At 64.9% G+C, this 20608-nt stretch carries 17 protein-coding genes; 5 read left to right on the top strand and 12 right to left on the bottom strand.

From position 1 onward, the window contains the following. Nucleotides 1-53 precede the first annotated feature (53 nt). Nucleotides 54-1109, bottom strand: a complete 1056-nt coding sequence (locus ACIPZB_RS10620) for a haloacid dehalogenase-like hydrolase (RefSeq protein WP_400640178.1) — start codon at nt 1107-1109, stop codon at nt 54-56. A 242-nt stretch (nt 1110-1351) separates the two neighbouring features. Here ACIPZB_RS10620 and ACIPZB_RS10615 point away from each other — a divergent pair, with 242 nt between their 5' ends. Further along, entirely contained in the window at nt 1352-2743 is a 1392-nt protein-coding gene (locus tag ACIPZB_RS10615; RefSeq protein WP_400640177.1) for an L-cystine transporter, read from the top strand. 114 nt (nt 2744-2857) lie between these two features. Here the strand turns inward: ACIPZB_RS10615 and ACIPZB_RS10610 are convergent, their stop codons facing one another. After that, nucleotides 2858-3373, bottom strand: a complete 516-nt coding sequence (locus ACIPZB_RS10610; RefSeq protein WP_400640176.1) for a dihydrofolate reductase — start codon at nt 3371-3373, stop codon at nt 2858-2860. 54 nt (nt 3374-3427) lie between these two features. On the opposite strand from ACIPZB_RS10610, the gene ACIPZB_RS10605 reads away from it, so the two are divergent. Then, complete coding sequence (locus ACIPZB_RS10605; protein WP_400640175.1) at nt 3428-4819, top strand: DUF2868 domain-containing protein; 1392 nt, start codon at nt 3428-3430, stop codon at nt 4817-4819. Beyond that, nucleotides 4812-6176: a GTPase/DUF3482 domain-containing protein gene (locus tag ACIPZB_RS10600; protein WP_400640174.1), complete on the top strand. Its 1365-nt coding sequence runs from the start codon at nt 4812-4814 to the stop codon at nt 6174-6176. Before ACIPZB_RS10605 ends, ACIPZB_RS10600 begins: the two co-directional genes overlap by 8 nt. Before the next feature lie 53 nt (nt 6177-6229). Here the strand turns inward: ACIPZB_RS10600 and ACIPZB_RS10595 are convergent, their stop codons facing one another. The 6 genes from ACIPZB_RS10595 to ACIPZB_RS10570 all read right to left on the bottom strand — a co-directional run bounded on the left by ACIPZB_RS10595 (nt 6230) and on the right by ACIPZB_RS10570 (nt 14108). After that, nucleotides 6230-6778 (bottom strand): phosphonate degradation HD-domain oxygenase, encoded by a 549-nt coding sequence (locus tag ACIPZB_RS10595; RefSeq protein WP_400640173.1) that lies wholly within the window; start codon nt 6776-6778, stop codon nt 6230-6232. Between the two features lie 181 nt (nt 6779-6959). After that, complete coding sequence (locus tag ACIPZB_RS10590) at nt 6960-7985, bottom strand: putative 2-aminoethylphosphonate ABC transporter substrate-binding protein (RefSeq protein WP_400640172.1); 1026 nt, start codon at nt 7983-7985, stop codon at nt 6960-6962. Nucleotides 7986-8015: 30 nt separating this feature from the next. After that, nucleotides 8016-9740, bottom strand: a complete 1725-nt coding sequence (locus tag ACIPZB_RS10585; RefSeq protein WP_400640171.1) for a putative 2-aminoethylphosphonate ABC transporter permease subunit — start codon at nt 9738-9740, stop codon at nt 8016-8018. Between the two features lies 1 nt (nt 9741). Next, nucleotides 9742-10800: a putative 2-aminoethylphosphonate ABC transporter ATP-binding protein gene (locus tag ACIPZB_RS10580; RefSeq protein WP_400640170.1), complete on the bottom strand. Its 1059-nt coding sequence runs from the start codon at nt 10798-10800 to the stop codon at nt 9742-9744. A 198-nt stretch (nt 10801-10998) separates the two neighbouring features. Continuing rightward, the gene (locus ACIPZB_RS10575) at nt 10999-11868 is read right to left on the bottom strand and encodes a LysR substrate-binding domain-containing protein (RefSeq protein WP_400640169.1); all 870 of its coding nucleotides are present in this window, start codon (nt 11866-11868) and stop codon (nt 10999-11001) included. Nucleotides 11869-11897: 29 nt separating this feature from the next. Next, nucleotides 11898-14108 (bottom strand): heavy metal translocating P-type ATPase, encoded by a 2211-nt coding sequence (locus ACIPZB_RS10570; protein ID WP_400640168.1) that lies wholly within the window; start codon nt 14106-14108, stop codon nt 11898-11900. 83 nt (nt 14109-14191) lie between these two features. Here ACIPZB_RS10570 and cadR point away from each other — a divergent pair, with 83 nt between their 5' ends. Next, complete coding sequence (cadR, locus tag ACIPZB_RS10565) at nt 14192-14635, top strand: cadmium resistance transcriptional regulator CadR (RefSeq protein WP_008093256.1); 444 nt, start codon at nt 14192-14194, stop codon at nt 14633-14635. 90 nt (nt 14636-14725) lie between these two features. Here the strand turns inward: cadR and ACIPZB_RS10560 are convergent, their stop codons facing one another. From ACIPZB_RS10560 to ACIPZB_RS10550, 3 genes are read right to left on the bottom strand one after another with little or no spacing between them, the layout of a single operon-like run. Further along, nucleotides 14726-15697 carry a thymidylate synthase gene (locus ACIPZB_RS10560; RefSeq protein ID WP_400640167.1) on the bottom strand — a complete coding sequence of 324 codons (972 nt, stop codon included), beginning with the start codon at nt 15695-15697 and terminating at the stop codon, nt 14726-14728. A 48-nt stretch (nt 15698-15745) separates the two neighbouring features. Then, nucleotides 15746-16555 carry a prolipoprotein diacylglyceryl transferase gene (gene lgt, locus ACIPZB_RS10555; protein WP_400640166.1) on the bottom strand — a complete coding sequence of 270 codons (810 nt, stop codon included), beginning with the start codon at nt 16553-16555 and terminating at the stop codon, nt 15746-15748. Between the two features lie 16 nt (nt 16556-16571). After that, a complete protein-coding gene (locus tag ACIPZB_RS10550; protein WP_400640165.1) occupies nt 16572-17354 on the bottom strand; it encodes a sulfite exporter TauE/SafE family protein in 783 nt (260 codons plus the stop codon). A gap of 130 nt (nt 17355-17484) precedes the next feature. On the opposite strand from ACIPZB_RS10550, the gene ACIPZB_RS10545 reads away from it, so the two are divergent. Next, a complete protein-coding gene (locus tag ACIPZB_RS10545) occupies nt 17485-18231 on the top strand; it encodes an NRDE family protein (protein ID WP_400640164.1) in 747 nt (248 codons plus the stop codon). A 96-nt stretch (nt 18232-18327) separates the two neighbouring features. Here the strand turns inward: ACIPZB_RS10545 and ptsP are convergent, their stop codons facing one another. Further along, complete coding sequence (gene ptsP / locus ACIPZB_RS10540) at nt 18328-20607, bottom strand: phosphoenolpyruvate--protein phosphotransferase (protein WP_400640163.1); 2280 nt, start codon at nt 20605-20607, stop codon at nt 18328-18330. Nucleotide 20608: the final 1 nt, after the last annotated feature.

Here is a 20608-nt window from a genome sequence, read left to right as displayed (position 1 = left end):
CCTTGTGGGAGCCGGCTTGCCGGCGATAGGGCCATTACAGACCCCATAAAAACCTACTGAATCTGCTCTGGCGTCACGATCACCCAGTTCTTGTCCGCCGTCACCGGCAACCCCTCCTTGGCCTGCGCCGCCGCCTGCTTGGCGATCATCCCATTCAGCTGGTCCATGTACTTGGCCTTGCGATTTATCCACAGATGAATGCCACCTTTGTCCACATCCACCCCATGGAACTGCATGTAGCCATCACTGGTCGGCGTATCCCCACCCACCAGCACCGGTTTCTTCCATTCATCGATATAGGTGAGGATCGCCGCTTGCTTGCCGGCCATCCAGGTCGCGGGTGTCCACAGGTAGGGCGTCAGCTCCAGGCCGTCGTTGGCCTTGGCATCGTATTTACCCTCGGTGATCTGCTTGCGCGCGGTGGTCAGTTGGCCGCTGGCACGGTCCTTGAGCAGCAGGCTGACGCCAATCACATTCTCGGGTTTCACGTTGTAGCCGTACTGGGGGTCCGAGGCGACCATCCGCACCAGCTCCTCCGAAGCCGCCGAGATCACGTAGACCTCGATGCCGTTCTCCATCAGCTTGTTGTACAGCTCGGCCTGGCCGGTGAAGACCTTGGGCGGCTGTACGTCGATGGTCTTGACCTGATCGCCCTCGAAATAGGTGCTGGGGACCGGCTTGCCCGAGGCCATCAGCTCATCGACCTGGGCCTTCAGTTCCTTGAGGGTGAAGCCGGAGAACACCTGGGCCACCCACGGGTAGCAGACCATGTCGTCGACTTCGCACAGGCGATAGTAATAACTGAACAGGCTTTCCTTGTGCGTGGCGGTGTCCTTGAACGGTATCAGCTTGAGCGAGGGATCGAGCTTGTCACGGGTCAGCAGCCCCTTGTTCTCCATGAACGGCAGCAGCGCTTCTTCGAGGTCAAAACGGTAGCTGGTGTTGTCCATGTCGAATACCGCGTAGTTACCTTTGTTGGCATTGGCGGCAATCATGGCATCGAGCTGCTTGGCCGCTTCCGCTGGCCAATGCTTGAGTTCGGTGGCGAAGGTTTCGACACTGAACAACAGGGACAAACCGATGGCCAAGGCTTTCGGAGCGAACTTCATGTGCGGATCTCCTGAAATAATCCCGGAAAAACTAGTCCAGGAATGCCTGCCCGGCGCCCCTCATAACGACCTTTGTGCAGCCGTAAACGCCGTGTTTATTGCTATTTGCGACAAACCGTTATTCCATTAGCGACTAAGCAAATTACTTTTGGGTATAAATTCGTTTGTTTTCAGGCTGTTAGCATTTCCGTTCGCAATCGCTCACAGAGGCGATGCCTCTTCTGCTTTTTCCTGGAGCTTCAATGAACCTGCCGTTGTCTCTCAACCTGCTGGCGTTCCTGGCCTTGCTGCTGGGCCTGGCGCAAACCCGCCGTACCGACTGGAGCCTGGCCAAGAAGGTCTTGCTCGGCCTGGTGCTGGGCGTGGTGTTCGGCCTGGTGCTGCACACGATCTACGGTGCTGGCCATCCAGTACTGAAAGCCACCATCGCTTGGCTCGATCTGGTCGGCAATGGCTACGTCGGCCTGCTGCAGATGATCGTCATGCCGCTGATCTTCGCCTCGATCCTCAGCGCCGTGGCCCGCCTGCACAATGCCTCCTCGCTGGGCCGCATCAGCGTGCTGAGCATCGGCACGCTGCTGCTGACCACCGCCATCGCCGCGCTGATCGGCGTGGCCTTGACCAACCTGTTCGGCCTGAGCGCCGAAGGGCTGGTGGCCGGCGTACAGGAGAGCGCACGCCTGCAGGCCATCCACAGTGACTATGCCGGCAAGGTCGCCGACCTCAACATCCCGCAGCTGCTGCTGTCGTTCGTCCCCAGCAACCCGGTGGGCGACCTGGCACGGGCCAAGCCGACCTCGATCATCAGCGTGGTCATCTTCGCCGTGTTCGTTGGCCTCGCCGCGCTGCAACTGATCAAGGACGACGCCGACAAAGGCGGGCGTGCGCTGTCGGCCATCGACACCCTGCAAGCCTGGGTGATGCGCCTGGTGCGCCTGGTGATGAAGCTGACCCCTTACGGTGTGCTGGCGCTGATGACCAAAGTGGTGGCCAGCTCCAACCTAGACGACATCCTCAAGCTGGGCAGCTTCGTGGTGGTGTCGTACATCGGTCTGGGCCTGATGTTCGTGGTGCACGGCATCATCCTCGCCATCACCGGCGTCAGCCCGCTGCGCTTCTTCCGCAAGGTCTGGCCGGTGCTGACCTTCGCCTTCACCAGCCGCTCCAGCGCGGCCAGCATCCCGCTGAACATCGAGGCGCAGACACGCCGGCTGGGTGTGCCGCAATCGATCGCCAGCTTCAGTGCTTCGTTCGGTGCGACCATCGGCCAGAACGGCTGCGCCGGCCTGTACCCGGCCATGTTGGCGGTGATGGTGGCGCCTGCGGTGGGTATCGATACTTTCGACCCACTGTGGATCGCGACCCTGGTGGCGATCGTCACCCTGAGTTCGGCCGGTGTTGCGGGTGTGGGTGGCGGGGCCACCTTCGCCGCGCTGATCGTGCTGCCGGCCATGGGCTTGCCGGTGGAGCTGGTGGCGCTGCTGATTTCGGTGGAGCCGCTGATCGACATGGGGCGCACGGCGTTGAACGTGAACGGCTCGATGACGGCCGGCGTTGTGACCAGCCAGTTGCTGAAAGAGACCGACAAGGGTGTGCTGGCCGGTGACGAGCATGCCGAGTTGAGCCATAGCTGAATTCGCCGAGGGCGCTGCGCGCCCTTTTCGCGACACAAGGCCGCTCCTACAATACCCAGCCCCTGTAGGAGCGGCCTTGTGTCGCGAAAGGGCTGCAAAGCAGCCCCCGCTCCCTCAAACCTTGTCCCACACCTCGAAGTGATAGGCAGGCTTGTCCACCTCGACCTGCGCCTCGCTCGAAACCCGCCGCCACTGCCCCTGATCGAACTCAGGGAACCAGGCATCCCCTTCCGGCGCCAGTTCCACGCGCGTCAGGTACATGCGGCTGACCAAGCCCTTCTCCAGCGCCTGTGCATACAGCTGCGCGCCGCCGATCAGCATCAACTCGTCGACGCCGTGCTCCAGCGCCCACTGCTCGGCACGCTCCAGCGCCGCTTCCAGCGAAGCGAACACCTCGGCACCCGCCAACTGCAGCCCCGGCTGGCGGCTGACCACGATATTCAACCGCCCCGGCAGTGGCCGGCCCAGCGAATCCCAGGTCTTGCGACCCATGATGATCGGCTTGCCCAGGGTCGTGGCCTTGAAGTACTTGAAATCCCCCGGCAAGTGCCAGGGCATGGAGTTGTCGATGCCGATCACGCGGTTCTCGGCATGCGCCGCGATCAGGCTCAGAGGAAGTGATGTATTCATGCCCGCGAGGATAGCACCCGGCGTGTGGGTTATGCTTCTGCCCTGAACCGTGCGATGGAAGACCTTGTGACTGCACTGACTCCCCTGGACAAACGCTGGCTCACCGAAGCGGTGCGCCTGCGCGAGGAACACGCCGGCCTCCTGGAGGACCAGGAGGCCAACCGCCGCGCCCGCCAGCAGGGCGGCGACCTGGCGGCGCGTGTCGAAGCCCGCGCCCTGTTCCTCGCCGAACGTGACGGCATCAGCAGTGCCTTGAGCCACTGGAAACAAGGCGCACGCCTGGCGCTGCTGGCGCTGATGCTATTGGCCGTGCTCAGCGGCGCCGGCCTGGCCTTTGCCGCCCTGGGTGACGGGCAACGCCCGGTCAATGTGTTCTGGGCCCTGGGCAGCCTGCTCGGGGTGAACCTGTTGATGCTGCTCGGCTGGGTCGCTGGGCTGGCCATGAGCAGCGAACAGGGCGCCAGCCTGGGTCGCCTGTGGTTATGGCTGAGCGAACGCTTCGCCCGCGACGCCAAGGCCGCGCACCTGGCGCCAGCGCTGCTGGTGCTGCTGCAACGCCAGCGCTTGAATCGCTGGCTGCTCGGTGCGCTGGTGCACGGCCTGTGGCTGCTGGCGATGCTCAGCGCGCTGGTGCTGCTGCTGGCTTTGCTCGCCACCCGGCGCTATGGCTTCGTCTGGGAAACCACCCTGCTCGCCGCCGAGCCCTTCATTCAGCTGACCCGGGCCCTTGGTGCCCTGCCCTCGCTGCTCGGTTTCGCCGTACCCGACGAGGCCATGATCCGCGCCAGCGGCGACACCTTGCCGGCGCTGGACCTCGCCCGCCAGGCGTGGGCCAGCTGGCTGCTCGGCGTGGTCGTGGTCTATGGCCTGCTGCCTCGCCTGCTCCTGTTCGGCCTGTGCCTGTGGCGTTGGCGTCAAGGCCGCCAGCGCCTGACCCTGGACCTGAGCCTGCCGGGCTACGCGCAACTGCGCGAATCCTTGATGCCGCGCAGTGAACGCATTGGCGTGCAGGACGCCGCGCCCGAGGCATTGCCGCAATTCCAGGCCGGCCAAATGGACACCGACAGCAGTGGTGCCTTGCTGGTGGGCCTGGAACTGGACGAGCAACATCCCTGGCCACCCGCCTTGCCCCATTCAGTGACCAACGCCGGTGTGCTCGACAGCCGCGAGTCGCGCAACAAACTGCTCGAACAACTCAGCCGCTTCCCCCCCGCGCGCCTGGCGATCGCCTGCGACCCCCGCCGCTCACCTGACCGCGGCAGTCTGGCACTGCTCGCGGAGCTGGCACGCAACGCCGGCGCCACCCGCATCTGGCTGCTCCAGCCTGCACCGGGCGAGGCCCTGGACGCCGAACGCCTGGGCGACTGGCACGAGGCGCTGGACCGCCTCGGCCTGCCCCATGCAGACACCTCGCCGCTGACCTGGCTGGAGCATGGCCATGACTGAGCCGCTGAAACTGGCCGTGGTCGGCCACACCAACGTCGGCAAAACCTCGCTGCTGCGCACCCTCACCCGCGACGTGGGCTTCGGCGAGGTGTCCCATCGGCCCAGCACCACGCGCCACGTGGAGGGCGCCCGCCTGTCGGTAGACGGCGAGCCGCTGCTGGAGCTCTACGACACGCCTGGCCTTGAAGACGCCATTGCCCTGCTCGACTACCTGGAGCGCCTGGAACGACCGGGCGAGCGCCTGGACGGTCCGGCCCGCCTCGAACGCTTTCTGCAAGGCAGCGAAGCGCGCCAGCGTTTCGAGCAGGAGGCCAAGGTGCTGCGCCAACTGCTGGCGAGCAATGCCGGGCTGTACGTGATCGACGCGCGCGAGCCGGTGCTGGCCAAGTACCGTGACGAACTGGAAGTGTTGGCCAGTTGCGGCAAGCCGCTGCTGCCGGTGCTCAACTTCGTCGCCAGCAGCCAGCACCGCGAGCCGCAATGGCGCGAAGCCCTGGCCCGCCTTGGCCTGCATGCGCTGGTGCGCTTCGACAGCGTGGCGCCGCCGGAGGATGGCGAGCGCCGCCTGTATGAAAGCCTCGCCCTGCTGCTGGAAGAGGCCCGCCCGGCGCTGCAACGGCTGATCGACGACCAGCAAGCGCAACGCCTGGCCCGTCAGCGCAGCGGCAAGCGCCTGATCGCCGAACTGCTGCTCGACTGCGCCGCCTGCCGGCGCAGCGTTACGGCCGAGCCGGCTGCCGAAGCCAAGGCCATCGAGGCGCTGCGCCAGGAAGTACGTCAACGCGAGCAACGCTGTGTCGAGGCGTTGCTCAAGCTCTATGCGTTCCGCCGCGAGGATGCCAATGCCGGCGACCTGCCGCTGCTGGACGGGCGCTGGGGCGATGACCTGTTCAACCCCGAAACCCTGAAACTGCTGGGCGTGCGCCTGGGTAGCGGAGTGGCGGCCGGGGCGGCGGCTGGCGCGGGTGTCGACCTGCTGGTCGGCGGTCTGACTCTCGGTGCCGCCGCACTGGCCGGCGCCATCGCCGGTGGGGCGCTGCAGACCGCGCGCAACTATGGTTCGAGGTTGATGGGCAAACTCAAGGGCCAGCGCGAGTTGACCGTGGACGACAACGTGCTGCGCCTGCTCGCCTTGCGCCAGCAGCAGTTGATGGTGGCGCTGGAAAATCGTGGGCATGCGGCGCAAGACAGCATTCGCCTGGGGCCACTGGATGAGAAGGCCTGGCGCGAGGGCAAGCTGCCCGAGGCCTTGAGCAAGGCTCGGGCGCATCCGCAGTGGTCGACGCTCAACCCCGGGGCGCGGGTGAATCAGGCGGAGCGGCAGGAGCAATTGGAGGCGCTGGTTTTGCAGATTTGAGCTTGTCTGCTAGGGCTTGCCCCGCGAAGAGGCCGGCACAGACACCCGACAACTCAGAGCAGAGCCAACGCCTTGCCCTTCAGCACCGCCAGATCGATCACCGGCACGCCCACCTCCTTGGCCTGCTCATCCCACTCGCGCATCCGCAAACTTACCCTGAACAGCGGCCCCTGTTCGAACGCATCCGCCTCGGCCTCCGTCATCACCCCACCCTGATACTCCAGGGTCCGCCGGCTGGCCCCGCTCAGCCGTGCGTAATACCCCGGCTGGCGCAACGTCAGGTAGCGCTTGGCCTCCACGTGATACTGCACCAGCAGCGCCATGCGCTCGCTGAACCCACAGCGGCGCAGGTATTGGGCACCGATGCGTTCATGGCTGACCACGCCATAGCCGCCCATGTCGCCCTCGCCGCCACATAGGTGGCCGATATCGTGGAAGAACGCGGCCAATACCACTTCGTCGTCGAAGCCTTCGTCCATGGCCAGTTGCGCGGCCTGGGACATGTGTTCGAGCTGGGTGATGGCTTCGCCGATGTAGTCGTCGCTGCCGTGGCGTTCATAGAGGGCGAAGGTGTTGTCGATGACCTGGTCGGGGGTGAGCATCGATTGGATTTCCTCAGGTGAAATTTAAGGTGCCTGTCAGTCCCTATCGCCGGCAAGCCGGCTCCCACTTGGATAGCGTAGCCACCACTGTTCCTGTGGAAGCCCCACTGGGATAGCGTAGCCACCACTGTTCCTGTGGGAGCCGGCTTGCCGGCGATCGAGGCCGAAGGCCTCGCAGCGCTTACTGCTGCGCCACTTTCTCCGACTTGCCGTCATAGCGCTTGCGCCACTCGGTCAGAATCTCGTCACGATTTTTCGAAGCCCAGGCAAAGTCGTTCTTGATCAGGCGCTGCTCATAGTCAGCCGGCAATTCCGTCTGCGGCTTGGCGATGCCGGGCGCGGCGAGTACGGCGAAGTTCTCCTTGTACAACTCCATGGCTGCCGGGCTTGCCGAGAAGTCGGCCAGGCGCTTGGCCGCCTCGGCGTTCGGCGAGCCCTTGATCACGGCAGTGGCCTCGATCTCCCAGCCCAGGCCTTCCTTTGGCAAAACGATCTCCAGCGGCGCACCCTGGCGCTTGAGCTGCACCGCCGGGTACTCGAACGAGATACCGATCGGGAACTCGCCGGCCGCCGCCAGTTTGCAGGGCTTGGAGCCCGAATGGACGTACTGCCCGATGTTCTGGTGCAGGGCGTCCATGTAAGCCCAGCCCTGGGGTTCGCCAAAGGTCTGCAACCAGGCGCTCACATCGAGGAAACCGGTGCCGGACGAGGCCGGGTTGGGCATGACGATCTTGCCCTTGTACTCCGGCTTGGTCAGGTCCTGCCAGCTCACCGGCTTGCTCAGGCCCTGCTTCTCGGCCTCGATGGTGTTGAAGCAGATGGTCGCGGCCCACACGTCCATCCCCACCCATGCAGGCGGGTTGGCAGGGTCACGGTAGTTGGCGGAAATCTTGCCCAGGTCCTTCGGTGCATAGGCTTCGAGCATGCCGTTCTGGTCGAGGATAGCCAGGCTGGAAGCGGCCAGGCCCCAGACCGCATCGGCCTGCGGACGCTCTTTTTCGGCCAGCAGTTTGGCGGTGATGATGCCGGTGGAATCCCGCACCCACTTGATCTCGATATCAGGGTTGGCCTTTTCGAACGCCTGCTTGTAGCTCTTGAGCTGCTCGGCTTCCAGGGCGGTGTACACGGTCAGCTGGGTGCCGGCGGCCGAGGCCTGCAGGCTGAAAACGGCGGATACGGCAGCGGCAAGTGCAAGGGGCTTGAACATGATGCGTTTCCTATCAGTGAGGGCAGTCGGTCAATGGCCGGCAGCGCGCTGGCGCCAGGCCTGGGAGCGGCGCAACAGGCCGCGTGAAGCGGCGGCCAGCAGCAAGGAGGCGGCGGCGCTGGTCAGCAGGATCAGGGTGGACATGGCAGCAGCGCCGCCAACGTTGCCGGCATCGTCCATGTTCAGCACGGCGACGGCGGCGAGGATGGTGTCGGGGCTGTACAGGAAGATGGCCGCCGAGACGGTGGTCATCGCCGAGACGAACAGGTAGCGGATGATGTCCAGCAGCGCCGGCAGGCAGATGGGCACGGTGACCCGTACGAAGTGCTTGTACAGCGGCGCCTTGAGCGACAGCGCGGCCGCCTCGAACTCGCCATCGAGCTGGCGCAGCGCGGTGGTCGCGGTCATCTGCGCGGTGGTCAGGTAATGGGCGATGGTGCACACCACCAGCAGCGCCATGCTGCCGTAGAACACATGCAGCGGGTTGCCGGTGAGGTTGAAGAAGAAGACATAGCCCAGGCCCAGCACCAGCCCCGGCACCGCCATGGGGATGAAGCTGAGCAGACGCAGTGCCTGGTTGAGCAGGCGCTGGCCTTGGGTTTTCTCCATCAGGTAGGCACCCGTGAAGATCACCAGGCTGCCGATCAGCGCGGTGGCGATGGCCATGGTCACGCTGTTGCGGTAGGCCAGCCAGCCGCCGCCCGCCGTGTCTTCGAACATGTAGTGCTTGAACGACAAGGTCAGGTTGTAGGGCCAGAAGGTGACCAGCGACGAGTACACCGCCATGCCGATCACCGTCAGCAGCGCCGCACATACCAGCAGCACGATCGCCAGGAAGCAGGCATCACGGCCGCGCGATGGCTTGGGCTCGAACACCTGGGCACGGCCGCTCATGGCATCGCCCTGGCGCCGGCGCAACCAGGCATCGACGGCAAAGCTCAGCAGCGCGGGCACCAGCAGTACCATGCCGATCAATGCACCACGGCCGAACTGCTGCTGCCCCACCACCGCCTTGTATGCTTCCAGCGCCAATACCTGGTAGTCGCCGCCGACCACGACCGGCACGCCGAAGTCGGTGATGGTCAGGGTGAACACCAGGCAGAACGCGGCGAAAACGGCCTGGCGCGTGGCCGGCCAGGTGATGCTGCGAAACGCTCGCCAAGGCCCGGCGCCCATGCTCGACGCTGCATCGAACAGCCGCCCATCGGCCAGCGACAGGGCCGAGAGCAGGATCATCAGCGCATGGGGGAAGGTGTAGATGGCCTCGCCCAGGACAATGCCCCAGAAGCCGTAGATGTTGTCGTGCAGCAGCCCGCGCAACAGCCCTTGGTTGCCGAACAGGTAGACCAGAGCGATGGCCGGCAGCATCGACGGCGCCAGCAACGGCAGCAGCGAGATGCCCCGCCACAGGCCCTTGGCCGGGATCAGCGTGCGCTGCAGGGCATAGGCGAACAGGTAGGCCAGCGGAACCACGATGGCAGCGACGCTGAAGGCCACGCTGAGGCTGTTGCCGAGCAGCCAGTGGAAGTTGTCGCTGGCGAACAGCTCACGGGCCGCGAGCAGGCCACCACCCTGGCCGGCATCACCACTGAATCCGCGCCAGAAGATCGCCAGCAGCGGCATCAGCACCGCCAACAGAAGCAGGATCAGCAGCAGGCTCTTGCCACCGACGACGAACAGGCGATCACCCAGCGCGACATCACTGCGCGATGCGCGCTTGGCCTCGGGGAGCGGCAGGGACATTGGCGCGGCCATCTCAGGCAAACACCTGCAGGCTCTGCGGCGGCAGCGCCACCCAGATATCCTGCGAGCCCAGGCGCGGCATGGCTTCTGGCGCCAGCTCGGCGAGCAGGGCGTGGCCCGGCAGGGCCTGCAGCTCGAAGCTCATGCGGCAGCGGTTGCCGAGGAAGGTGATCTCGCGCACTTTCGCCGGGAACAGGTTTTCCTCGTGCACGACCGGGTTGACCGTGATCGCCTCAGGGCGGCAGAACAGCCGGCCACTGCTGGCCCGTGGCGCGCCGGCGGCCAGGCGCATGTTCATGGCGCCGACCTGGGCGTGGCTGTCGCCATTGCGCTGGAACGGCAGCCAGTTGCCTTGGCCGACGAACTCGGCCACGAACGGTGTGGCCGGCTGATCGTAGATTTCCTGCGGGGTGGCGTATTGCTCGACCCGGCCGTTGTTCATCACGGCGATGCGGTCGGCCATGAGCATGGCTTCATCCTGGTTGTGGGTCACCATCAGCGTGGTGATGCCCAGCTGGCGTTGCAGCTGGCGCAGCTCGGTGCACAGGTGCTCTCGCACACGGGCATCGAGCGCCGACATTGGCTCATCCAACAGCAACAGCGACGGCGCCGGGGCCAGCGCACGGGCCAGGGCCACACGCTGCTGCTGGCCGCCGGAGAGTTGGCCGGGGTATTTCTTTTCGCTGCCGGCCAGGCCCACCAGTTCAAGCATCTCGGCCACGCGCTGGCGGCTCTGCTCACGGCTGCTGCCGGTCAGGCCATAGGCGATGTTGGCTTCAACGGTGAGGTTGGGGAACAGCGCATAGGACTGGAACAGGATGCCGTAGTCACGGGCCTGGGGCGGCAGTTCGGAGATATCGCGCTCGCCGATGTACAGCGTGCCACGGTCCTGGCGTTCGAGGCCGGCGATGCAGCGCAGCAGGGTGGTCTTGCCGCAGCCAGAAGGGCCGAGCAGGCACACCAGCTCGCCGGCGGCGATGTCCAGGGAGACATCGTTCAGCGCGGTGAAGGCGCCGAAACGCTTGTGGATATCGCGCACTTTCATTTGTGCGCCTGGGGTGGCGTGGTTCATGGCAAGGCCTCATCGAAGAGATGGGGCCATGCTAGGAAGGCTGTGCGAAGGTTCTGTGGCTTTAGGGCAAAAGCGGGTGATAGTGGTATAGGCAGATTTTGTATTGGCCTGGAGGGCCCTCTCGCCGGCAAGCCGGCTCCCACAAGGTCGGCAAGGATCGGTGTGGGAGCCGGCTTGCCGGCGAGAGGGCCGGTACTGTCAGAACTGCGACCCCACCACCTCCTGCGCCACCCCAAGAAACGCCGCCGGCAAGCGCGCCTGGCGCCGCTCCTTCAAGCAATACAGGTATTCATGCATCACCGGCGCATTCTCCAGCGTCAGCACCCGCAGTTCGGAGTTGTGCGGCACCTCATGCCGGGCAATCACACTGATGCCGATATTGCGCAGCACCGCCTCGCGGATCGACTCGCGGCTGCCGATTTCCAGCAAGGCCCCGGCCTTCACCCCGGCTTCCTGCAGCATCTGCTCGGTCAGCTTGCGGGTGGTCGAGCCCTTTTCCCGCATCAGCAGGCAATGCCCTGCCACCACGTCGATGGACACTGCCTGGCGGTGCGCCAGCGGGTGATTGCGGTGCACCGCCACCACCAGCGGGTCGGTGCCCAGCACCCGCCGCACCAGGCGGGCATCTTCGAGCAGCTGGGACGAGGCGGCGATATCGACGCGGTAGTCTTCAAGCATCTCCAGCACCTGCTGGGAATTGCCGATCTCCACCGCCACTTCCACCTGCGGCAGGCGCTCGCGGAAGATCTTCACCAGATCGAGCACGTAGTACGGCGCGGTGGCTGCGATACGCAGGCTGCCCTGGGCATGGCCGCTGTTGCGCAGCTCGAACTCGATATCGGCCTCCTGCAGCAGCAGTGCCTTGACCATCGGCAACAGGCGCACGCCTTCTTCGCTCAGCACCAGGCGCCGGCCGCCACGGTAGAACAGCTCGACGGCGTACTGGCTCTCCAGGTTGCGAATCTGGGTGGTCACCGTGGGCTGGCTGAGCCCGAGCTTCTTGGCCGCCAGGGTGATGCTGCCCAGGCGGGCCACCATGTAGAAGGCTTTGAGCTCGGCACTCAGCATTGCAGGACCTCTGTTGCGCGCAGCCTGCGCTACTTGCGCAACAGCCGCAGACCGTTGAATACCACCAGCAGACTCACGCCCATGTCGGCGAACACCGCCATCCACAGGGTCGCCATGCCGGCAAAGGTGATCGCCAGGAACAGCGCCTTGATGCCCAACGCCAGAACGATGTTCTGCGTCAGGATCGCCGCACTTTGGCGCGACAGCCTGACGAACGCCGGGATTTTGCGCAAGTCGTCATCCATCAGCGCCACGTCGGCCGTTTCGATCGCGGTGTCGGTCCCGGCAGCGGCCATGGCAAAGCCGATTTCGGCGCGGGCCAGGGCCGGCGCGTCGTTGATGCCATCACCGACCATGCCGACGCGGTGGCCCTGGGCATACAACTGCTCGATGGTGGCCAGCTTGTCGGCGGGCAGCAGGTTGCCTTCGGCACGGTCGATGCCGACCTGGGCGGCGATGGCCTCGGCGGTGTGGGGATTGTCGCCAGTGAGCATGACCGTCTTGATACCCAGCGCGTGCAACTCGGCGATGGCCTGGCGGCTGCTGTCCTTGACCGTGTCGGCCACGGCGAACAGCGCCAACGGGCCGGAACGGTCGAGCAGCAGCACCACGGTCTTGCCCTGGCGCTCCAGCACATCGAGCTGCGCTTCGAGCTGGGGTGAGCACAGGCCAAGCTCTTCGACCAGGCGGTGGTTACCCAGGTGATAGGTTTCGCCGTCGATATCACCGCGCACGCCGCGGCCGGCCAGGGCGGCAAACGCGCTGACTTCGCTCAGCGGCAGGTTCTGCGCCTTGGCGAACTGGGCAATGGCGCCCGACACCGGGTGGTCGGAGCGTGCGGCCAGGCTTGCCGCCAGGGCTTGGGCACGGCCTTCGAACAACGGCTCCAACACCTTGGCGTCGGTTTGCACCGGTTTGCCGTGGGTGATGGTGCCGGTCTTGTCCAGGGCCAGGTAATCGAGCTTGCGCCCGCCCTCCAGGTAGACGCCGCCCTTGATCAGGATACCCTTGCGCGCCGCGGCGGCCAGACCGCTGACGATGGTCACCGGGGTCGAGATCACCAGTGCGCACGGGCAGGCCACCACCAGCAGCACAAGGGCGCGGTAGATCCAGTCGAACCAGGCGCCGGCCATGAACAGCGGGGGGATGATCGCCACGGCCAGGGCCAGCGCGAACACCACCGGGGTGTAGATGCGCGAAAAGGTATCGACGAAGCGCTGGGTGGGCGCACGCGCGCCTTGGGCCTCCTCGACGGCTTTGATGATGCGCGCCAGGGTGGATTGCCCGGCGCCGGCCGTCACCCGGTACTCCAGGGCGCCGGCCTGGTTGATGGTGCCAGCGAACAGTTTGTCGCCAACGCCCTTCTCGACAGGCAGGCTTTCGCCGGTGATCGGCGCCTGATCGACGCTGGATTGCCCACTGACCACCTCGCCATCGAGGCCGATGCGTTCCCCCGGACGGACCCGCACGCGAGCACCGATGGCGACGTCGCGCACCTCCACGTCCTGCCATTGGCCATCCGCCTGCTGCACCGTGGCCATGTCCGGGGTCAGCTGCATCAGGCCGCCGATGGCATTACGCGCACGGTCGAGGGAGCGCGCTTCGATCAGTTCGGCGAGGGTGAACAGCACCATGACCATGGCCGCTTCCGGCCACTGGCCGATCAGCACCGCGCCGGTCACCGCAATGCTCATCAGCGCGTTGATGTTGAGGTTGCGGTTCTTCAGGGCAATCCAGCCCTTCTTGTAGGTACCCAGGCCGCAGCCGAGGATCGCCGCCAGCGCCAGCGCGGCGACCAGCCATTCGGGTGCCAGCGCGCTGAAGTGCACCACCTCCGCCGCAACCGCGGCAAGGCCGGACAACGCCAAGGGCCACCAACGGGTCTTGCTCGGCTCGGCAGCCTTGTCCCCGTCCTCTGCAGTCAAGGGCTCGGCCTTCATGCCAAGGCTTTCGATGGCCCGCTCGATCTCGACGGTGCCCGCAAAGGTATGGTGCACGCCCAGCACACGGTTGATCAGGTTGAACTCCAGCTGCTCGATGCCGGCCAGCTTGCCGAGCTTGTCCTGGATCAGGGTCTGCTCGGTGGGGCAGTCCATGGCTTGAATGCGAAAGCGGCTGAGCTGCGCCTTGCCACTGGCCTTTTCGGTCAGTTGCACCAGGGCGGGCGCGGCTTTGGCGCCGCAGCAGCTGTGGGCGTGGTCATGCGCGTGCTTGTGTTCGTGGCTGACAGGCTGGTTCATGGGGTCATCCTTAATGTGCGCCTGTTGCCAAGTGAACACCCTGTAGCCACTATAGGGTCAAGCCACCTGCTGGAGAATGTGCCATGAAGATCGGAGAGCTGGCCAAGGCCACCGACTGCGCCGTGGAGACCATCCGCTACTACGAGCGTGAGCAACTGTTGCCGGAACCGGCACGTACCGACGGCAACTATCGGCTCTATACCCAGGCCCATGTCGAGCGGCTGACCTTCATTCGCAACTGCCGCACGCTGGACATGACCCTCGATGAAATCCGCAGCCTGTTACGCCTGCGCGACAGCCCTGAAGGGTCGTGCGGCAGCGTCAATGCGCTGATCGATGAGCATATCGAGCATGTACAGGCGCGGATCGATGGGCTGGTGGCGCTGCAGGCGCAGCTGGTGGAGCTGCGTCAGCGTTGCAATGCGCAGGGGGCGGAATGCGCGATCTTGCAGCAGCTTGAGGTGAACGGGGCGGTGTCGGTGCCCGATACCGAGCATTCACATGTGGGGCGTAGTCACGGGCATTGATCCAGCGGCCCTATCGCCGGCAAGCCGGCTCCCACAGGGTCTGCGGCTGACCGTGTGGGAGCCGGCTTGCCGGCGATGAGGCCGGTGAAGTCAGACCGCCATGGGCGCCGTCATCGGCGCATGGTGCTCGTAACCTTCCAGGCTGAAATCGCTTGGTTCGATCTTCTCCAGCCACTCCGGCTCGTACTTGCCAGTCTTGGCGAAGTCCGGCACGCGGTCACTGATCACCAGTTTCGGCGCTTCCAACGGTTCGCGCTTGAGCTGCTCATTGAGCATGTCCAGGTGGTTTTCATACACATGGGCATCACCGATGAAGTAGGTGAACCAGCGCGGGGTGTAACCGGTGAGGCGGCCGAACAGCGACAGCAGCGCCGCGCCTTCGGTGAGGTTGAACGGCGTGCCCAGGCCCAGGTCGTTGGAGCGGATGTAGAGGGTCAGGGAAATTTCCCTGGTCTCGACATTCGGGTGGAACTGGTACAGCAGGTGGCACGGCGGCAGGGCCATTTCGTCCAGCTGGGCGCAGTTCCAGCCGTGGAACAGGATGCGCCGGCTGCCCGGGTCGTTGGCGATGGTGTCCAGGCACTGGCGCACCTGGTCGATGGCCTTGTACAGGATGACGAACGCCTGGCCGTCTTCCTCGTCCTGGGCGATCTTGCGAAAGCCTGCTTTCTCGGCCATCTCGATGGCCGCCGGGTTGCTCAGCGGGATGCGCTTGTAACCTGGCCACTGGCGCCACTGCACACCGTAGATCTCGCCCAGGTCGTCATGCCCCTGGCGGAACGGGTTGGCCAGCCACTGGGCGTTCTCGTTGGCGTTCTGGTCCCACACCTTGCAGCCCAGCTCGCGGAACTCTCCGGCGTTCTTCACGCCTCGCAGGAAGCCGACCATCTCGCCGATCGCCGACTTGAACGCCAGCTTGCGCGTGGTGATGGCCGGGAAGCCTTTTTGCAGGTCGAAGCGCAGCATGGCACCTGGCAGGCTGATGGTGCGGATGCCGGTGCGATTGCCTTGCAGCGTGCCGTTTTCGATGACGTCACGGACCAGATCTAGATACTGTTTCATGGCTTACCTGTAACAAGAACGGCAGGGGGATCGCCCCTGCCGTGAGAATCATACGGCGGGTTTTGCCGTGGGTTTACGGTTGTAGGCCAACCAGATCAGGAAGATGCCACCGACGATCATCGGCACGCAGAGCAACTGACCCATGGTCAACCAGCCGAAGGCGATGTAGCCGAGTTGGGCATCGGGCACCCGCACGAACTCTACGATGAAGCGGAAAATACCGTAGAACAGCGCGAACATGCCGGAAACGGCCATGGTCGGGCGCGGTTTGCGCGAGTACAACCAAAGAATCACGAATAATGCCACACCTTCCAGGGCGAACTGGTACAGCTGCGACGGATGACGCGGCAGCTGGGCCGGGTCGCTGAACGGTGGGAAGACCATTGCCCAAGGCACATCGGTAGCCTTGCCCCACAGTTCGGCGTTGATGAAGTTGCCGATACGCCCGGCACCCAGGCCGATCGGCACCAGCGGCGCGACGAAGTCCATCAGTTCGAAGAACGACTTGTTGTTGCGCTTGCCGAACCACAAGGCCGCCAGCATCACGCCAATGAAGCCGCCATGGAACGACATGCCGCCTTTCCACACTTCGAAGATCAGCGTCGGGTTGGCCAGGTAGGCGTGCAGGTCGTAGAACAGCACGTAACCCAGGCGTCCACCGACGATCACCCCCATCGACAACCAGAACACCAGGTCGGAGAGTTTCTCGCGCGACCAGGTAGGGTCGAAACGGTTGAGCCGGCGCGAGGCAAGCAGCCAGGCGCCACCGATGCCGATCAGGTACATCAGGCCGTACCAGTGGATTTTCAGCGGCCCGATGGCCACGGCCACGGGATCTATCTGCGGGTAAGGCAGCATGGATATTCCTCTTGGTTCAAATCAGGAAGCTCAGCCCGACGCAGAACAGCAGCGCGGCGAACAGGCGCTTGAGCAGGCGCGGCGACAGCTTGTGTGCCAGGCGCGCGCCGAAGCGGGCGAAAAACATGCTGGTCACGGCGATGCCGACCAGCGCCGGCAGGTAGACATAACCCACGCTGTGGGCGGGCAGGTGCGTTTCGCCCCAGCCCAGCCACATGAAACTGAGGGCGCTCGCCACGGCGATCGGCAGCCCGCAGGCCGACGATGTCGCCACCGCCTGCTGCATGGGCAGGCTGCGCCAGGTCAGGAACGGCACGGTCAGCGAGCCACCGCCGATACCGAAGATCGCCGAGGCCCAGCCGATCACGCCACCCGCGCCGACCAGCGCGGGTTTGCCGGGAACGCCGTGGCTGGCCTTGGGCTTGAGATCCAGGGCCATCTGCGCGGCAACGATCAGGGCGAATACACCGATGATCTTTTGCAGCTGCGGCCCCTGGATCAGCGAGGCGGTCTTGGCGCCGATACCGGCGCCGAGCAGGATGCCGACGGTCATCCAGGCGAAGATCGGCCACTGCACCGCGCCCTTGCGGTTGTGCTCGAGCACGGCGTTGATCGAGGTGAAGACGATGGTCGCCAGCGAGGTACCCACTGCCAGGTGGGTCAGTACCGATGCGTCGAAGCCCTGCAAGGTGAAACTGAACACCAGCACCGGCACGATGATGATGCCGCCGCCCACACCGAACAGCCCGGCCAGCACGCCCGCACAGGCGCCCAGCAGCAGATAGAGTGCGAACTCCATTCGTCGTCCCCGAGAAAAACAATCCGGCATGGTAACGGAAGCCGGCCTCGGGGCTCTAGTGAACTCTGCGTCAGGATGGAACGCCTGCGCCACAGTGGGTAGAGTGGCGAAAAACACAGAGGCTCAACCTATGTGCCTGATCGTATTCGCCTGGCGGCCGGGGCATGCCCTGCCGCTGATCGTCGCGGCCAACCGCGACGAGTTCTATGCCCGGCCGACCCAGGCCCTGACAGCGTGGGAGGATGCGCCTGGCGTGCATGCCGGGCGTGACCTGGAGGCAGGCGGTACCTGGCTGGGCGTGGGGCCGCAAGGGCGGTTCGCGGCGTTGACCAACATCCGTGACCCTGGGCAGCCGCTTGGACCGCGCAGCCGCGGTGAGCTGGTGGCGGGGTTCCTGCAGGGGGAACTTGGGGTCGAGAGCTATCTCGACCACGTCGCTAGCCGCAGTGCGCTGTATTCGGGGTTCAACCTGCTGGTGGGGGATGGGCGTCAGCTGGGCTACCTGAATGGCCGTGAAGCGACACCACGACTGCTCCAGGCTGGGGTGTACGGACTTTCCAATGCCGGGCTGGATACGCCGTGGCCGAAGCTTGTGAAGGCGCGCAAAGGGCTGGCGGGCTTGCTGGGGTCTGCGGATCCGCAGCGGTTACTGGCTTTGCTGGCCGATGCTGAGCCGGCGGCGGATAGTGAGTTGCCGGAGACCGGTGTGGGCCTGGTTACCGAGAAGCTGCTGTCGAGTGTGTTCATTGCCAGCCAGAATTATGGGACACGGGCCAGTACGGTACTGATTGTGGATGATCAAGGGAAAAGGCGGCTGATCGAGCGCAGTTTCGGGCCTTTTGGTGGGCACTTGGGAGAGGTTGAGATCATCGCCTGACAGTTCCGGCCCTATCGCCGGCAAGCCGGCTCCCACAGGAGGTCAGCGGTGAACCTCGTGGGAGCCGGCTTGCCGGCGATTGGGCCGGTGCAGACCTCAGAGCGTCTTGTTGGCCCCAGGCCCGATCATCCGCGCCAGCCCCAGGTTCTTCAGCGCCAGCTGCAACGAGCTGTGGATAACCTGCGGGTTGTCATGGCTCATGGCCTCGGCCAGCAGCTCCTTGGCCTTGCTCATGTTCATCTGGCGCAGCATCCACTTCACTTTCGGCAGGTTGGTGGCGTTCATCGACAGGCTGTCGAAGCCCATGGCCATCAACAGGATCGCCGCCGCCGGGTCACCGGCCATCTCGCCGCAGATGCTCACCGGCTTGCCTTCGCCATGGGCGTCGCGCACCACGGTATTCAAGGCCTGCAGCACTGCCGGGTGCAGGTAGTCGTACAAATCGGCGACCCGCGGGTTGTTGCGGTCGACCGCCAGCAGATACTGGGTCAGGTCGTTGGAGCCGACCGACAGGAAGTCCACTTGCCGGGCCAATTCCTTGGTCTGGTACACCGCCGCCGGAATTTCCACCATCACACCCACGGGCGGCATCGGCACATCGGTGCCCTCGTCGCGTACCTCGCCCCAGGCGCGGTGGATCAGGTGCAGTGCCTCTTCCAGCTCGTGGACGCCGGAGATCATCGGCAGCAGGATGCGCAGGTTGTTCAGGCCCTCGCTGGCCTTGAGCATGGCGCGGGTCTGAACCAGGAAGATTTCCGGGTGGTCGAGGGTCACGCGAATGCCGCGCCAGCCCAGGAACGGGTTTTCTTCCTTGATCGGGAAGTACGACAGCGACTTGTCACCGCCGATGTCGAGGGTACGCATGGTCACCGGCAGCGGATGGAACGACTGCAGCTGCTCGCGGTAGATCGCCAACTGCTCCTTCTCGCTGGGAAAGCGCTGCTGGATCATGAAGGGGACTTCGGTGCGGTACAGGCCGACACCTTCGGCGCCACGCTGCTGGGCACGGGCCACGTCGGCGAGCAGGCCGGTATTGACCCACAGCGGCATGCGATGGCCGTCCGGGGTGATGCACGGCAATTCGCGCAGGGCGTCGAGGCCCTGGGCCAGCTGGCGTTCTTCTTCGACCACTTCGCTGTACTGCTTGCGCAGCACGTCGCTGGGGTTGGTGAACACCTCACCCTTGTAGCCGTCGACGATCATCTCGATGCCGTCGACCTTGGAGTACGGCAGGTCGACCAGGCCCATCACCGTGGGAATGCCCATGGCCCGGGCCAGGATGGCCACATGCGAGTTACCCGAGCCCAGCACCGAAACCAGGCCGACCAGCTTGCCTTCCGGCACCTCGCCCAGCATCGCCGGGGTCAGCTCTTCGCTGACCAGGATGGTGTTGTCGGCATAGACCAGCGATTGCGAGCGGGCTTCCTGCAGGTAGGCCAGCAGGCGCCGGCCAAGGTCCTTGACGTCCGAGGCGCGCTCGCGCAGGTAGTCGTCGTCCATCAGCTCGAAGCGGTTGACGTGCTCGCCAACCACCTGGCGCAGGGCGCCCTGCGCCCATTGTCCGGTCTTGATGACTTCCGCCACCTCGCCGCCGAGCGCGGCATCTTCGAGCATCATCAGGTACACATCGAACAGCGCGCGCTCTTCTGGGCGCAGCTGGGTGGCCAGCTTGGCCGACAGCTTGCGCATGTCTTCGCGCACGCCTTCGAGGGCGTTGTTGAACAGTTTGAGTTCGGCGTCGATGTCTTCGACGGTCTTGTCCGGCACCACTTCCAGGTCGGCCGGCGGCAGCATGACCACCGCCCGCCCGACCGCGGCACCCGGCGAGCCAGGCACGCCAACGAAGCGCGCTTCCTGGATGCCCTTGCCCTGGCGGCCCAGGCCACGGATGGAGCCGGTGGCCTCGGCATGGGCGATAACCCCGGCGAGCTGGGCGCTCATGGTGACCAGGAAGGCCTCTTCGCCCTCGTCGAACTGACGGCGTTCTTTTTGCTGAATGACCAGTACGCCAACCACCCGACGGTGGTGAATGATCGGCGCGCCGAGGAACGAGGCGAATTTCTCTTCGCCGGTTTCGGCGAAGTAGCGGTAACGCGGGTGATCGGCGGCGTTTTCCAGGTTCAGCGGCTCTTCCCGGGTACCGACCAGGCCGACCAGGCCCTCGTTGGGGGCCATGCTGACCTTGCCGATCGAGCGCTTGTTCAGGCCTTCGGTAGCCATCAGCACGAAGCGGTTGGTTTCCGGGTCGAGCAGGTAGACCGAGCAGACCTGGCTGCCCATGGCCTCCTTCACGCGCAAGACAATGATCCCCAACGCCGTCTTGAGATCTTTGGCGGAGTTCACTTCCTGGACGATCTTGCGCAGCGTATTGAGCATG

This window comes from Pseudomonas sp. NPDC089396, from assembly GCF_044749545.1.
In the GTDB taxonomy this organism is placed as follows: domain Bacteria; phylum Pseudomonadota; class Gammaproteobacteria; order Pseudomonadales; family Pseudomonadaceae; genus Aquipseudomonas.
This window is presented reverse-complemented; position numbering and strand designations above follow the sequence as displayed.